The organism is Cytobacillus sp. FSL W8-0315 (assembly GCF_038002905.1).
Classification (GTDB): Bacteria; Bacillota; Bacilli; order Bacillales; family Cytobacillaceae; genus Cytobacillus; species Cytobacillus pseudoceanisediminis.
On sequence record NZ_JBBOOC010000004.1, the window covers coordinates 88057 to 102292 of the forward strand.

15 protein-coding genes and 1 pseudogene are annotated in these 14236 nt (G+C 37.2%); 5 read left to right on the plus strand and 11 right to left on the minus strand.

The features are described 5' to 3' along the window. Positions 1–58: 58 nt before the first annotated feature. Positions 59–1621, plus strand: a complete 1563-nt coding sequence (locus tag MKY20_RS28025) for a histidine kinase N-terminal 7TM domain-containing diguanylate cyclase (protein WP_019379437.1) — start codon at positions 59–61, stop codon at positions 1619–1621. After that, a complete protein-coding gene (locus tag MKY20_RS28030; RefSeq protein WP_445293112.1) occupies positions 1618–2448 on the plus strand; it encodes an MBL fold metallo-hydrolase in 831 nt (276 codons plus the stop codon). Before MKY20_RS28025 ends, MKY20_RS28030 begins: the two co-directional genes overlap by 4 nt. A gap of 58 nt (positions 2449–2506) precedes the next feature. Here the strand turns inward: MKY20_RS28030 and MKY20_RS28035 are convergent, their stop codons facing one another. From MKY20_RS28035 to MKY20_RS28045, 3 genes are all read right to left on the minus strand, one after another. Then, positions 2507–3109, minus strand: a complete 603-nt coding sequence (locus tag MKY20_RS28035; protein ID WP_019379439.1) for a hypothetical protein — start codon at positions 3107–3109, stop codon at positions 2507–2509. Between the two features lie 176 nt (positions 3110–3285). Then, positions 3286–3945, minus strand: a complete 660-nt coding sequence (locus tag MKY20_RS28040) for an NAD(P)H-binding protein (RefSeq protein ID WP_019379440.1) — start codon at positions 3943–3945, stop codon at positions 3286–3288. A gap of 56 nt (positions 3946–4001) precedes the next feature. Further along, positions 4002–4187 carry a hypothetical protein gene (locus MKY20_RS28045; protein ID WP_019379441.1) on the minus strand — a complete coding sequence of 62 codons (186 nt, stop codon included), beginning with the start codon at positions 4185–4187 and terminating at the stop codon, positions 4002–4004. Between the two features lie 250 nt (positions 4188–4437). On the opposite strand from MKY20_RS28045, the gene MKY20_RS28050 reads away from it, so the two are divergent. Next, the gene (locus MKY20_RS28050; RefSeq protein ID WP_019379442.1) at positions 4438–4926 is read left to right on the plus strand and encodes a pyridoxamine 5'-phosphate oxidase family protein; all 489 of its coding nucleotides are present in this window, start codon (positions 4438–4440) and stop codon (positions 4924–4926) included. A gap of 517 nt (positions 4927–5443) precedes the next feature. Here MKY20_RS28050 and MKY20_RS28055 read toward each other — a convergent pair. Next, the gene (locus MKY20_RS28055; protein ID WP_019379443.1) at positions 5444–5923 is read right to left on the minus strand and encodes a DinB family protein; all 480 of its coding nucleotides are present in this window, start codon (positions 5921–5923) and stop codon (positions 5444–5446) included. 95 nt (positions 5924–6018) lie between these two features. Continuing rightward, positions 6019–6594, minus strand: coding sequence for a glycerol-3-phosphate 1-O-acyltransferase PlsY (gene plsY, locus MKY20_RS28060; RefSeq protein WP_019379444.1), 576 nt, complete (start codon positions 6592–6594; stop codon positions 6019–6021). A gap of 277 nt (positions 6595–6871) precedes the next feature. On the opposite strand from plsY, the gene MKY20_RS28065 reads away from it, so the two are divergent. Continuing rightward, a complete protein-coding gene (locus MKY20_RS28065; RefSeq protein ID WP_341004448.1) occupies positions 6872–8014 on the plus strand; it encodes a Ger(x)C family spore germination protein in 1143 nt (380 codons plus the stop codon). Between the two features lie 283 nt (positions 8015–8297). Here MKY20_RS28065 and MKY20_RS28070 read toward each other — a convergent pair whose 3' ends face one another. From MKY20_RS28070 to MKY20_RS28080, 3 genes are all read right to left on the minus strand, one after another. Further along, positions 8298–8534 (minus strand): hypothetical protein, encoded by a 237-nt coding sequence (locus MKY20_RS28070; RefSeq protein WP_226280680.1) that lies wholly within the window; start codon positions 8532–8534, stop codon positions 8298–8300. Further along, positions 8531–9406, minus strand: coding sequence for a helix-turn-helix transcriptional regulator (locus MKY20_RS28075; RefSeq protein WP_341004449.1), 876 nt, complete (start codon positions 9404–9406; stop codon positions 8531–8533). Before MKY20_RS28075 ends, MKY20_RS28070 begins: the two co-directional genes overlap by 4 nt. Positions 9407–9658: 252 nt before the next feature. Next, on the minus strand, positions 9659–10105 hold the full coding sequence (locus tag MKY20_RS28080) for an Lrp/AsnC family transcriptional regulator (RefSeq protein WP_217027610.1): 447 nt from the start codon (positions 10103–10105) through the stop codon (positions 9659–9661). 118 nt (positions 10106–10223) lie between these two features. Between MKY20_RS28080 and MKY20_RS28085 the strand changes: the two genes are divergently transcribed. Next, complete coding sequence (locus MKY20_RS28085; RefSeq protein ID WP_243503492.1) at positions 10224–10778, plus strand: cysteine hydrolase family protein; 555 nt, start codon at positions 10224–10226, stop codon at positions 10776–10778. 110 nt (positions 10779–10888) lie between these two features. Here MKY20_RS28085 and MKY20_RS28090 read toward each other — a convergent pair whose 3' ends face one another. The 3 genes and pseudogenes from MKY20_RS28090 to MKY20_RS28100 form a co-directional block, all read right to left on the minus strand. Further along, the gene (locus MKY20_RS28090; protein ID WP_341004450.1) at positions 10889–11416 is read right to left on the minus strand and encodes an AAA family ATPase; all 528 of its coding nucleotides are present in this window, start codon (positions 11414–11416) and stop codon (positions 10889–10891) included. Positions 11417–11722: 306 nt separating this feature from the next. Continuing rightward, positions 11723–12238, minus strand: a complete 516-nt coding sequence (locus tag MKY20_RS28095; RefSeq protein WP_341004451.1) for a DinB family protein — start codon at positions 12236–12238, stop codon at positions 11723–11725. Positions 12239–13373: 1135 nt separating this feature from the next. Beyond that, positions 13374–14104: pseudogene (locus MKY20_RS28100) on the minus strand (class I SAM-dependent methyltransferase). Positions 14105–14236 lie beyond the last annotated feature (132 nt).

Consider the following 14236-nt stretch of genomic DNA (forward strand, 5'->3'; position numbering starts at 1 on the left):
TTTATAGAAAAAGGAATTATATAATAGGAGAAAAATATTTTCATTGGAGAAAACTTATATGGGGCAAGAATTATGGATGTACATCCTCATTCTCACTTTTTCAGGGACACTCAGCTTATCGCTTTGTCTCTTTGCACATTTTAAACTAAGGAATGCACCGGGTGCCGGACCTTATAAGATCTTAACACTGCTGTCCGCAATTTTTGCCTTTTCTTATGCATTCGAACTGTCGGGCTCCACTTTAGCAGAAATTCAATTCTGGCTGGGCATTGAATATTTGTTCATGCCATTCATTCCTGTTTTCACTTTATTGATGTGTCTGGAATATGCCGGACACAAGCTGGGCAAGCGCCTGTATTTTTCCCTGTTCATCATCCCGATTTTAACCATCTTTATGCATCATACCAATAAGCTCCATCATTTCTACTACTCAGCAGTCAGGCTGAGAGAGAATACGCCATTTCCCGTGTTGGATCTGGAATATGGATTCTGGTTTTACGTGCACGCCATTTTCCTGTTCGTGTGCCTGATGTTCAGTATGATCATCCTGCTTCTGCGCTTAAGAAGACCCTTCTGGCGTTTCCGAATGCAAATCCTTTTGATGACCGCCGGACTGGCTGTTCCGATTGTCGCCAATCATTATTATCTGAATGACCTGAGTCCCTACGGCATTGATTTAGGCCCTGTATCCATGAGTATTTCCTTCATCCTGCATGGCATAGCGCTCTTCTCATTCCAGATGTTCAATCTCGCTCCAATAGCAAGGGACACGGTTTTTGAAAGCATGAAGGAGGGTGTCATCGTTCTCAATCAGAACGGGGCAATCGTGGATTATAACCAGGCGATGCTGCCTGTTATGCCTGATCTGAAGCAATCTGCCATCGGCAAGCATATTCATGATGTTCTGCATGGAAACAGCACGCTTAGAAAAGTTATCTGTTCTGGAAAGAATGGGGATTATGTATGGGAAAATGAGGGGGAGCAGGTCCATTTCCAAGTACAATTTTCACCCGTCTATTCCCTGAACAAAGACCCCATTGGACGAATTATCTCATTGGCTGATGTAACTGAAAAAGTAAATATGCAGAAAACCCTTAAACGTTTGGCCAGCATTGACAGCTTAACCCAGATTTATAATCGGGCCTATTTTTTAAGTGAGATGGAAAGCTCCCTGAGCACCCTATCTCCAGGTTCGGATGTTTCACTTATTATGTTTGATATTGACCACTTTAAACATGTCAATGATACATATGGCCACGAAGCTGGCGATCTCGTGCTGGTTCAGATTGCAGGCCTCGTGAAAAACAGCCTTCGAAAAAGGGATATCATCGGGAGATATGGCGGAGAAGAATTCATGATTTATTTGCCTGACACGCCTGCACACGATGCACACCTGCTGATCGAAGCGATCCGCCTGGATATTGCCGGGAGCCCGATCATTGTGGATGATAACAGAATTTCCATCACCTCAAGCTTCGGCCTGTCACATACAAACGTCTCAGCGGATAATCTGGATAATCCATCCAAAACCCTATTGAAGCACGCCGATCTCGCACTTTATGATGCAAAAAGGAATGGCAGAAACAATGTACAGCGTTATGGCGAAATACTTCATGCATGACCCTGATATCAGGAAAGGAGCTGAATGTTTTGTTTGTTAAGAAAAAGGCATCCACGGGAGAGAAACACGGTGTTTCCTACCTGAATGGCCAAATTAAGTTTCAGGGTGTTTCCTTAAATGTCTATAGCTATTTAACGGATGGAATCTTAATTGACACTGGCGCCCAGTCCTTACATACATTTTTCCAGCCATTTATGGATGAAGGCGATTTTGACCAGGTCATGATCACCCATTTTCATGAAGATCATACAGGCTGCGCGGCATATGCTGAAAAAACAAAGAAACTGCCTATCTTTTTAAACGAAAAATCTATCATTTCCTGTGCTAAAAGGGCAGATTACCCTTTATACAGGCAGCTCTTTTGGGGAAGAAGAAAGCCATTCAATGCCCAGGCCATGCCTGACTCATTTTCATCCCGTAAAGCACAGTGGGATGTCATCGACACCCCCGGCCACGCTTCCGATCATAAAGCCTTCTTAAACAGGGAAACAGGCCAGCTGTTTACTGGCGATTTATTCGTCAGCGAAAAGACCAAGGTCGTTTTAGCGGAAGAAAGCATACCGGAAATTATCCGATCACTTGAACGCGTTCTCACTTACGACTTTGAAGATGTATTCTGCAGCCATGCAGGCTATGTAGAAGATGGACGCGCAGCACTCAAGCGAAAGCGGGATTATCTGTTATCTATCCAGGATGACGTAGCCGACGCGATTCAGCAAAAGCTTTTTCCGAAAAGATATCCGATCGTCAAGTTTTCAGGCGGGGAATGGGATTCACGGCATATTGTCACATCAATACTGGAGGAAAGCAGCACACGCACACCGTAAGTGAACTCGCCAGGGGGCGAGTTTCTTATTTGTTTGATCCACTGAGTCACACTTTTTCTTAATGAGGAACCTTTTCCACCAGTGTAATTTCTTCAACCCTCCACTTTTCCTCACTGTCATATTGTCCCGGCGCCTTGGCCATAACAAATTGGTAATCCTGTGTAACTTCTTCTGCTGTTTGATAGGTGAGGCGGATTTTATCTTGTTCGATTCTAAACTCTTTAAGATCAAGAACGGAATTGGGTATCCATTCAAACCCCTCACCATTGAATATAAACCCGCAATGGCACTTGCCGGATCTTTCTCCTGCATAGTATCCCAATCCATCTATTCTGGCTATAAACGCATTCGCCTCCTTAAATGATTGTGCTGCCTTGTAGGATTCAATCGTCTTTATCGCTGCTAAAAATTCCCTATATTCAATAGCAGACCTTAAAGATTCGATTTCCTTCTTCAATTCAGCAGTCTCCTTCCTTGCCACATCCAGCATTTTAGCATTATTTTCATATTCTTCTTCGAAACTTGCGGCTTTCTCAGCTAATCTATCTCTTTCTTTTCTCAGCTCCTCAGCCGCATTTGAATTATTTAAACCGTCCATGATAGCCAAAATGGCAATCATCAATAGAACGGCAAAAGCATAAGTTATGTAGTTTTTTTTCAATCAAATCCCTCCTATCCCAGCCAGAAATTCTGGCTTGCACCGCCATCCCGCATCATAACTATATTCCCAAATATCACCTAAAACACCATATAAATCCCCTGTTCACTTTATAAAAAAATAACTTTGACCTTTTTGTCCAAAGTTATTAGTATCTTACTCTATGAGGTACATATTGATTACTCGATATTATTTAGCCCTGCACATTCCCAAATCGCTTTGCCTTCTAGTGTGAAAAATCCGTTATCCATTGTTTTAGCGGAATGGATCATGGCTTCCGCCAATATTTCTGTCGGCAGAGGCTTTTGAGAACGAAGTATTCCAAATTTATTAAAAAACTGTATGGCTTTCAATCCGGCAACTTCCATTGTTCTATCACTATTTTTTCGTATCAATACAGGCGGCTTGAAGATTGATAGCTTTGGGAATCCTAAAGCCTTTACAGCCTCTTCTAACTGCCCCTTCATCCTTGTATAAAAAATGGGAGAATCAGGCGAGGAAGAACCTGATGATACTAATACATAATGACTCACATTATTTTCTCTGGCAGCTTCCGCAAACTGGTATTGATAATCGTAATCAATTTTCCATTGAGCTTCTTTACTTCCCGCAGCTTTTAGTGTAGTTCCCAAACAAGAAAACAAAACATCCCCCTTCACCAAATGCTTCCATTGTTCCGAGTTGTCAAAGTCAATCACATGCACCTTTAATTTTTCATGCTGGATATGAAGATCACGCCTGGCAAAAATATCAACCCGATGAAAAGAATCATCCTCCAGCAATATATCCAGCAAGTCCTTGCCAGTTGCTCCCGTTGCTCCTATTAATAATGCGTGCATTTTTTTCTCCTTATATTTTATATAGTCTATTTGAAATTATATACCACGTTCGTTCTTTATTTGTCATTATCTAAATCACGATCAAGAAATGAATCCCTTTTCTTATTAATCCCATACTTTGTTTCGATCAATTGACCCGCCACAGACTTGTTAATACCATCCCTGACTGCTGCGGAAATGACTATATACAGAATAAATATTCCAGCAATCCAAAGAATGATAGAAAATAAGAATGAACCCAAACCATTTATACCTCCTCCTGACTTTTAAGCAATTCGCTTTCAATCCGCTTTCTTTCCTTAAGTATGTAATGCTATTTATTTGACTTCCTTGTTCGATTACCCTGCCTCTATGTTCAAAAAGAAAAAAAGTTGCCAAGCAGTGGTCTGAACACGGTTTTTCGGTTTCACTTTGAATATAGTTAGGCTACACCTGAATAATAGCAGGAATGAAGGGTAATATACCTCTATATAACTTTAACGAGGTGATGGAATGTCTAATATGATAAATCAAGAAGAAATAGAAACATTAAGAGAGTTAATCAAAGACATAGACACGGCCATGCTGACAACGGTAACTGAAGAAGGGCTTGTGTCTCGGCCCATGAAAACACAAGAAGTAGAATTTGATGGTGACTTATGGTTTTTCACTAAAAAAGAGACTAATAAATATGATGAAATTTTACATGATCAAGATGTTAATGTAGCCTATGCGGGTAAATCCTATGTTTCCGTCCGTGGAAAAGCGGAAATAGTTGAAGATTTAGATAAGAAAAAAGAATTGTGGAGCAAAGCATATGAGGAAATTATGCAAACTTCTTATGATGATCCAAACGTTGTCCTGATAAAAATAAAAGCAGAAGCAGTCGAATATTGGGAAACCGGTAACTTTACGAAGAAAGTAGCCTTTCTCTTTAAACGCATGACAGGGCAAAGTTCTAAATCGACAGATGTAAATGAAACGGTTGAATTGAATAAATAACAGCAAAAATGGGTTGTCTAATTATAGGACAACTCATTTTTGTTGTGTAATTGCTGATCCATTTGTTTCTATATTAATCTCTGGGTTTTCTTTAGCTGATTTTTAATTTAGTACTTTTAAATACTGAAAAGTAGACTGCCTTTGTCATTCCTTATCAGACTAAGCCTAGCCCCATCTATTTAACAAGCACTATTTTCACTTGAAACCTTTCGCAATAGTTCATCTTGTAAAAAAGACCCCTGCTATGACGACCCAGGTTTAATTTAATAAAAGTATATAGAAGAATGAATTGGAATCAACGCCTCAGCATGTTTAATGCTTTCGTTTTAAGTTCCTAGGTGTTTACTAATTCCTCTGTAGTTAACCATAACACCTCAAAACAAGCTGCCTTGTTGGCAATTGCTCATAAATTTACTTTACATCTATTTCGCTAACCTGCCCTAATCTTGAATAAAAATGATTGGCTTAGCTGCTGAATATTTTTTCTTTTGATACTTTCGAAACCTCATTAATTATCTTACTTATTTTCCCAACTCCTTTGCAGTTTCCGGACGTAAATGATTTGTCCTATATGGTAGGCGTTATGAGTGGATAGATTCCCAAGTATTGCCCACCACTCTGCAGCTTCGGGGAAACCCTCAATTTCACTTTCCAGTTTTTCTTGGGAGAGCAGTTCCTGCCACTGCAAGAGTACCTCTAATAGCTGTTCTTTTAAGTCAGTAAACTTTGCATTTTCCGGAATTATAAAGCTTTCATTATTATCAGCTAGGGGTGGAACAGCATTTACGTGAGATTTTTGATACCTCTTTTGCCAGGTTTCATTCCAATAAAGCAGATGCTGAACAATTTCTGCGATGCTATTGCTCTCCTCATTGGGTTTCCAAAACGCATCTTCCTCTGATAAGTCTGCAACTGATTCTGAAAATGGAATGTACCAGCTAGGGTCATTTGCATTTGCTGACAATTGATCGGCCAAAACATCGATAGCATGAGACATATTCGCCACGCTCCCTTTGATTAGTTACTATTCAGCAATCTCTAAATCCAATTATTTTTTGCCTTTGCCGAATACCTTGTGTTTTTTGAATATCATTACCATAGTTTGTTTTCAGTTCCTGTTATCAATCTTTTGATATTTTGTCTATGCAAAATGATCACTAATACACTAATAAATAATGAAAGAGCAATAATGACTTTATCCTCAAATATAAGGCTGTAAATAAATATGGCTATTCCAGCTAACATTGAACTTAATGAAACATACTTAGATAGTATCAAAGTTAATAGAAATACAACAAAGCCAGTTAAAGTACCGAAGGGTGTCAAAAATAATAAGACACCGGTTGCTGTCGCAACAGCTTTCCCGCCTTTAAACCCTGCAAAAATAGGGAATACGTGGCCCAATATGGCCAATAAACCACAGATAATGGGATTAACCGCAGAATTAAGGATTTGAGGAAGTAAACAAGCAAATGTACCTTTTAATAAATCAGCAATTGCAACAATTAGTCCTGCTTTCTTTCCAAGAACCCTATAAACATTGGTTGCACCAAGGTTCCCGCTGCCGTAACCTCGAATATCGGTTTTATAGAAAAGTTTACCGATAACTAAAGCAAATGAAAATGAACCAATCAAATAACTTAAAAATAGAGTTAAAATATTGAGCATGCTATTCCTTTCTTACTTAGCTTATGTATATGGGTATTCCAGTTAATAGCCTTATTTTCCTTCCTTCATGTTCAACTATTTCTGCCCCTTTCGCACAAAAAGCTGTAACCGATCTGCTAAACCTTTATAGAGAAGCCAGCCCCCTAAAGCGTCTACTTTCATCTTAATAACTAAAACCCCTTATTCAGGAATCCCCTTATTACGAATATTCTTCCACACAAAGATTCATACTAATTTTGTACTTATTTTCATTGAAGGCAGTAACCATGACATAGTTATGATCATGCCAATAGCAATTGGCATAGCGATTCTAATTATGTTGAATGGAATCCGTATTGCCAATATTAAAGGTGAAGCAGAAATGAAAAAGCTTATACTAATATGCCTGTTCTTGCTGCTTTCGGGCTGTGTTGATAAAGAAATCATTGATGATATAAATATTGAAGTAGGTGTCGGCTACGATTTAGCAGAGGATGAGAAAGATAAGTTTAGAGGAACTGTATTATTCCAGGAATTCCAGCCAGATCAAAGTGTAATTAACAGAACATTTTCTGGAAATGGAAAACTTGGGCAGGACGTACGTCTCGATGTTTCTAAACAAACATCAGAACCAGTAGTCACAGGTGGATTAAAGCTGGCTATATTTGGACCTGAAATTTCCAAAAAAGGAATTTTCGACTTGATAGATTCTTTTCAGAGAGATGCAAGTATGGGGGCACGCGTATTTGTTGCAACCGCAGAGGGAAAATCAGAAGAATTGTTAAACGGCGATTATGGAACCAGGGGAAACGCTACGTATATCTCTAATTTGATTCAGCATAATATTGAACATCGCGATATTCCAATAACCAATTTACATATTTTTTCCCGTGATTACTATCAGGATGGTAAGGATCCCTTCTTGCCCCGACTAAAGAAAGCCGGGAATGATAAGGTGAAGATAACTGGAATTAGTCTTTTCCAAAAGGATAAAGAAGTGGCCATCCTCCCTGTGAAGGACATGTTCTTTTTTAAATTGCTGGTAGATAAATATAGCGAAGGAAACTTCGATGTTAAGTTAAAAAAAGAAGCATATGCTGCTGTAAAGAGCATTAAATCAAAGAATAAAACAAGGGTGACTAATAATCATGCCGCCATAACCATTAATCTTGAAGGTATTATTGATGAATATACGGGAGATATTTTAACCCCACAGATTGTTGGAGAGGTTGAAAAGAAACTGGAGAAAAAAATTGAAAAGGAATGCTTAAGATTATTACTGCAATTTCAGGATCTCGGAATAGATCCTTTTGGCCTCGGTCAAAAGAAAAAAAACCGGAATCGGAACTTTGACTTTAAAAAGTGGGAAGACGATTACAAAATGTTAAGCTTCGATGTTAAATGCAATGTAGTAATTGAAGAAACAGGCGTTCTTGAATAAGAGCGGACCATAAGTCTGTATTCCCAGCTTTCCAGGTTGAAAAAATGGTTTTTTAAAATAGATCGAAATAAAATTGAAATGGTCGAAAGAATGTTGTTGAAATGCAATCTAACACTCTTTTTTATCGATCTGTTATTTAATCAGTCCCTCACAACCTCTTTTAAATGACAACTTAATGGAAGGCGCTTCCTTTATTTCAGAAAAGCGCCTGATTGCTGACGTCTGTTACATGCCATACTCTTGCACCTGATTGTTTAAGTGTAATCTTTAAAACGCTGATTAACTAACGAGACAAATTTCTTTTTTCTACTTCGCTTTTTAAATTTAGACTTAGAACTAACTCTGCCAGGTTATCGTCAGTTTCAAAAATTCGTTGATTGTGCTGATAGCATTGCAGCATATTAGGATACTCTTCACCTAGTTTTTCCATTTTCGTTTGAATTTTATATTCCTTTGTCCCAAAGCCTAGTGATGAATAGAGTGTAAAAAATAAATCAATAACTAAATCAAAAATAATCAATCTTCATCAAATCCTAAATTAATCGGCTCTAATGGTAATTTATCCTGTGTAAGCATATTTGTTGATGCAACGGATACATCTGCTTCTTCAAACTTAAATCCATCAACCCAAACCTTGCCTGTTCCCGTTAATAGGATACCAAAGTGAATAGAAGCACTTTCTTTTGGAACATCTAATACAATCGAATAATAGTTCCAGTCCGTTGTACCGTGAATCGGACGATTATCCATATTATCAAACTGAATCACATCGCTTGAAGCATTATCTACTCGACACCAAACTCCACATTTTACGACTTCCTCTGTCTTTAAGAAACAAGACACTTTAATGCGTTTTCCTTTCCAGTTATTTGCTGAAAAGCTTTGCATCATTGTCCCGAAATGTTCTTCACCTGCATCCGTTTTTGAAGTCAGTAAACCTGATTTCGTACCCGTATGAAATACTTGTCCATCCGTTTTCATTTCATAAAAAGCTGGGTGATAACCACTCAAAATCCAGCCTTTGATTGCTTCAAAATCACTCATATTTTTTTCCTCCATCCCTTGAAGAGTTCGCATTTGTTTGCGATATTTTCCAGGCGGCATATTATATAGCTCTTTAAAAGAACGTGTAAAAGCTTCTTGTGATTGAAAATGTAATTTAAACGCAATTTGAATAATCGATTCATCTGAATGTAATAAATACATTGCTGCTGTGGCCAGTCTTCGTTTTCGAATATATTCGCTTATCGTCAATCCAGTTTCCTGTTTGAAAATGCGTGATAAATGGTATTTCGAATAACCAATTTGCGATGCATAATCATCTAAATGCCAATCATCTAATAAACTTTGTTCTAAAAAATAAATTACATCTTGAGTTACTTCGCTATACATATTGCTCACCTCACTTACTGATTTTAGAGGAATTATAAACGATTTTTTTGATATCATTTGCTATTTTTACTATTATTTTCATTATATATAATCTCAAAGGCAGCTATGGTGTAAAATTAAATTCCTTATTCCACTAACCTGCTTCATTTGTTAAAAAAATAAAAAGCCGCCTAGTTTGGCAGCTGATCTTGAGCATTTGGACCCGTTAGCTTAAGTACAAATCATCACAATCTGTGTTTTTCATTAAGATTTCTATTGTATTGCAGCAATCAATGGGTGAAGCTGTTTTATCTCTTGTATTGATAGGTGTAAACTATAGTTTCCATGCTCGAGAAGTTTATTAAGAAAAAGATTTAATTGTTCTTGGGATTTAACTTTTATTTTTAAATGGTAACAGCCTTCTCCAGATACTCGGTGAGCTTCAACTACCTCTATTCGACCTTGAATAAAACGGATAAACGCATCATGATTAGCTGTTTTCATATGAACAATGACAAACGCTGTATAAGAAAGCCCTAGTTTCAGTTCATCGATTATAAGGGAGTAGGCTTTAATTACACCACTTTCCTCAAGTTTTTTAATACGATTCCCTACTGCCTGGCCAGTCATATGAATTTGTTCTCCTAAGTCCTTCCATTGAATACGTGAATTTTCAGTTAGTAACCGGAGGATCTGAAAATCAATTTGATCAATATCCATAATAAAATCCTTTCACCGTGAAATTATTTGATATAAAAGTCTTTCATCAAAGTATCGATAAAAATGAAGATATTATTTATCATTTTATTATACTGAATCTTTAAATGAGGTGGAAAAAATGAGCACAGCTTTAATCATTGTCGATATTCAAAATGACTATTTTCCTAATGGAAAGATGGAATTAAGCAATCCTGAAAAAGCAGCCGCTAATGCTGCTAAAGTTCTCAATTGGTTTAGACAGAATAACAAAGATAATATTTTCCATGTGCAGCATATCGCAAGTGATCCAGGGTTAGGCTTCTTCCTTCCGAATACGGAGGGAGTTAAACTAAATGAAGCTGTTCTGCCATTAGAAAACGAAAGCATTATTATTAAAAATTTCGCTAACAGCTTTTTAAAGACACAATTAGAAAGCAAATTAAAAGAAAAAGGAATAACCAAGTTAGTGATCACAGGTATGATGACACATATGTGTATTGATGCAACAGTAAGAGCTGCTGTGGATCTAGGCTTTGAAACTACATTGATAGAAGATGCGTGTGCGACAAGAGACTTATCTTATCAAGACAAGGTCGTGCCAGCTGAACAGGTTCATTATGCGTTTGTCAGCGCACTTAACGGTATGTATGCCAATGTAATTTCGACCGAGGATTTCCTGCAGCAGAACAACTAATTAATTTGATAAGGGGGTTTGTTTAAAAAACAAATTCCCTTTTTTGCTGTTATTTATAAAGTGCAAATCTGCCCTGTTAATTGAATATTTTTTTTTCCTATTTGATAGGTCTAATTATCAATCACCATTTCTCCTTCACCATTTGGTATTTCAAAACCATTAAGGTAAGAAGTTAAAATTTCTTCTGAAATAGGGAACGCGTTTGCATCAAATCGTTTGTTGCGTAACTTAAGCCGTTCAAGTAAATCATTAGGCTGAACTTTTAAATAAATAAGTTTCCATTTACCCCCAGAATCCTCAATAAGTTTTTTATATTGGTACCTTCTTGCACGATCCCAAAAACTGAAGTCGATTACCACCTGTTGTTTATCGTGTATTAACTTTATTAAACGATTGCGTAAATTTTTTTCTGCATCTTTCTTGTATTCCTCAATTTCTTCAATTGGGAAATCAATCCCATAACGACCATTAACAGCCCATATTTCTTCATCAATAGAAAGACGAACAAAACCTTCTTTTTCCAATCTTTTTGAGAAAGTAGTTTTCCCAGAACCAGCCACGCCACACATCATCACCACTAATGGGGTTAAATTATTTCGTTCCCCATAAATCAAGTCAAAATTAAATTTTTCAAACACCTTTATATCCCCCATTCAATTAGGAATTCCTTCCTTACCTTTATGGTAAATGCCCTTTCTATATTTAATGAATCGTGTCAAGAACCAGCAGGATTATTTTTTAATCGTTCTCTTTTATCTTCAGGCGTTTCAGTACCAATAGTTTCTACAGTGAATATATTCTATATTTTATCGTCTATACCTTTTAAAGCTAACCTGCCCCTGTAGTTAAAAATAAAAAGCCGCCTAGTTTGGCAGCTGGATCTTAAATCGGTTATTATGTCTTTCTATATTGATTAAACCTACTTACAATAGTGGCTCTAGAGTTTAATCAAATAAAGTTTGTCTAGGTTCAGCCATTCCAAATTGTGCCCATTCTTCTTTTGAGGGACCATAAATCCCTGGAACACTAAGTCCTGCTTGTCTCATTAGTATAGTCATTTGTCCCCGGTGATGAGTTTGATGTTGGTTTAAAAATAACAACAGACTTCCCTTTGTCATTTTCATGCCAAAGAAATCAATTTGTTCCAACAGGGTCTCATCGGCCCATTGAGTTTCCAACGCCTCAATTAGGTTATTTGAAGCATTAGTATAGCTCTCAGCAATGATATTAGCTGAAGATGGAACAGACCAGTCTTCACTAGGAGCTGCAAACTTTAAACCTGCCTGTGAACTAATCACTTTAATAGCAGTGACGGTATGCCATGCTATACGCCCTAAAGACCATTGATTTGAAGTGACTTCCTGCTTTAATGATTCATCCGTGAGATTCTTAAGAACCCTGCTTGTAGCCCCAGCCTCAAATTCCCAGGATTTAAAAAAATCGCTTAAGCTATGATACATTTTCAGACTCCTCTCAATTTATACTCATATTAACATTCTCCCTCATACTTAAATTACCTCCTCTTTTTTCATGGCTGCCCCCAGAAGTTTTGGATTTCCAATCATTAACTGCCTCGTATTTTTAATTAACTTAAAAAGTAAAGTACATAATTTTTATACCTGCTAACCAAACTAAGAAAAAAAGTGGTGAATCCGAATGGCTAATTCAAGAACTAACCGACTGCTTATTGGAAGTACAATTTTATCTAGTGCTCTTAGTATCACAATTATTGCTTTAACAATATATCACCATTTTACAATTCAAGATAAAATCGATGAACTGAAGAAAGCTTAGGAAACTAAGCCTTCTTTAACTACTTGCCCCTTTTTAACCAGCAGCAACCATAGTTAATCGGGATGTATTACGACGAAAATAACATGGAGCGAGGAAAAATGGTAGTTAATCGGGATGTTTAACGACGAAAATAACATGGGTCCAGGGAAAATGGTAGTTAATCGGGCTGTTTAACGACCAAAATAACATGGGTCCAGGGAAAATGGTAGTTAATCGAGATGTTTAACGACGAAAATAACATGGGTCCAGGGAAAATGGTAGTTAATCGGGATGTTTAACGACGAAAATAACATGGGTCCAGGGAAAATGGTAGTTAATCGGGATCTTTAACGACCAAAAGGACGAAGGTCCAAGGAAATTGGTAGTTAATCAGGCTGTTTAACGACGAAAATAACATGGGTCGAGGGAAAATGGTTGTTAATCGGGATGTTTAACGACCAAAAGGACGAAGGCCGGAGAAAATGGTAGTTAATCGAAATGAATTACCAGATTGATTAGTGAAAGAACAATTTAAGACCCCGGATTTTTTCAATTGCTGTATTGACTCTGCAACATCGGAAAACAATTTAAAGTCTCCTGGATAAATAACACTGCCACTTCCACCGATAGTTCCATCCCTACCAATAAAAAACTGCTTGTAAAAACATAAAATACTTCCTCCGAAATACCTGTAATTTTTAATAAATTATTCTGTATTAATTAAAGGAATTCCTGTATTTTGGAAATTACTGCCTTAATTAACCTGCATCGCATGTTAAATAAGAAAAACGTCCCTGCATTTGCGCAGGAACGTTTAAACAATTACTTTTCTGCTGAGATAATTAAGAACATAGGTCTACGGAGTTCATCTTTCATTTCAGGAATACTGATTAACATTTCCTCAGAGGGAATAGGTTCCTTAATTGCCCTTATATTAAATCCAGCATTAACTAAGGCATTGATATAAGTTGAAAATGTGCGATGGTATTTTATAACGTTTTCAGTTAGAAATGTTGTTTCACGTAATCCTTCCAATTGATAATTGTCAACTGCCCAATGCAAACGATTCCCTTTGTCATCATGATGCCATCTTGTTCGTTCCGAGAAGTGAAGATTGGATGTTCAACTGAAAAGACAAAAGAACCTCCAGGCTTTAAACAATCATAGACCTTCTTACAAATTGCTTTAAAGGACTTAATATAATGAAAAGCCAATGAGCTGATGACAACATCAAATGGAGAGTCTGAAAAATCAATGTCTTCAATTGGCATTTTAATGTATGAAATGAAGGAATCATGAGTCATTTCACGAGCTTGGTCAAGCATTTTTTCAGATATATCTACTCCAATAACAGACCTTGCTTGCTGTTCACGAGCATAACGGCAATGCCAACCGAAACCGCATCCCAAATCTAGTACACTTTTATTTCGGAGCTCGGGTAAAAGTTCTTTTAATACATGCCATTCTCCAGCAGCTTCAAGTCCTTTGACTGAACGTGCCATTTTTTTATATTCAGAAAAGAAATTCACATCATCATACTTGTTTTGCTTCATTTTATGCAACTCCTAAAAATATTAGTTAGCCTCCTAAAATTAAAACAGCATCTAATTCAGGAGGCTATCTTTCTCCTTCTAATCATTTCTTTCACCTCATTAAAAATTTCACCTAATATAACACAATGCTTC

Excerpts from the sequence above, each read along its gene's own strand:
- MKY20_RS28025 (WP_019379437.1), top strand. The coding sequence starts at position 59 with ATGGGGCAAGAATTATGGATGTACATCCTCATTCTCACTTTTTCAGGG.
- MKY20_RS28030 (WP_445293112.1), top strand. The coding sequence starts at position 1,618 with ATGACCCTGATATCAGGAAAGGAGCTGAATGTTTTGTTTGTTAAGAAA.
- MKY20_RS28040 (WP_019379440.1), bottom strand. The coding sequence starts at position 3,945 with ATGCACGCATTATTAATAGGAGCAACGGGAGCAACTGGCAAGGACTTG.
- MKY20_RS28050 (WP_019379442.1), top strand. The coding sequence starts at position 4,438 with ATGTCTAATATGATAAATCAAGAAGAAATAGAAACATTAAGAGAGTTA.
- MKY20_RS28055 (WP_019379443.1), bottom strand. The coding sequence starts at position 5,923 with ATGTCTCATGCTATCGATGTTTTGGCCGATCAATTGTCAGCAAATGCA.
- plsY (WP_019379444.1), bottom strand. The coding sequence starts at position 6,594 with ATGCTCAATATTTTAACTCTATTTTTAAGTTATTTGATTGGTTCATTT.
- MKY20_RS28065 (WP_341004448.1), top strand. The coding sequence starts at position 6,872 with ATGATCATGCCAATAGCAATTGGCATAGCGATTCTAATTATGTTGAAT.
- MKY20_RS28075 (WP_341004449.1), bottom strand. The coding sequence starts at position 9,406 with ATGTATAGCGAAGTAACTCAAGATGTAATTTATTTTTTAGAACAAAGT.
- MKY20_RS28080 (WP_217027610.1), bottom strand. The coding sequence starts at position 10,105 with ATGGATATTGATCAAATTGATTTTCAGATCCTCCGGTTACTAACTGAA.
- MKY20_RS28085 (WP_243503492.1), top strand. The coding sequence starts at position 10,224 with ATGAGCACAGCTTTAATCATTGTCGATATTCAAAATGACTATTTTCCT.
- MKY20_RS28095 (WP_341004451.1), bottom strand. The coding sequence starts at position 12,238 with ATGTATCATAGCTTAAGCGATTTTTTTAAATCCTGGGAATTTGAGGCT.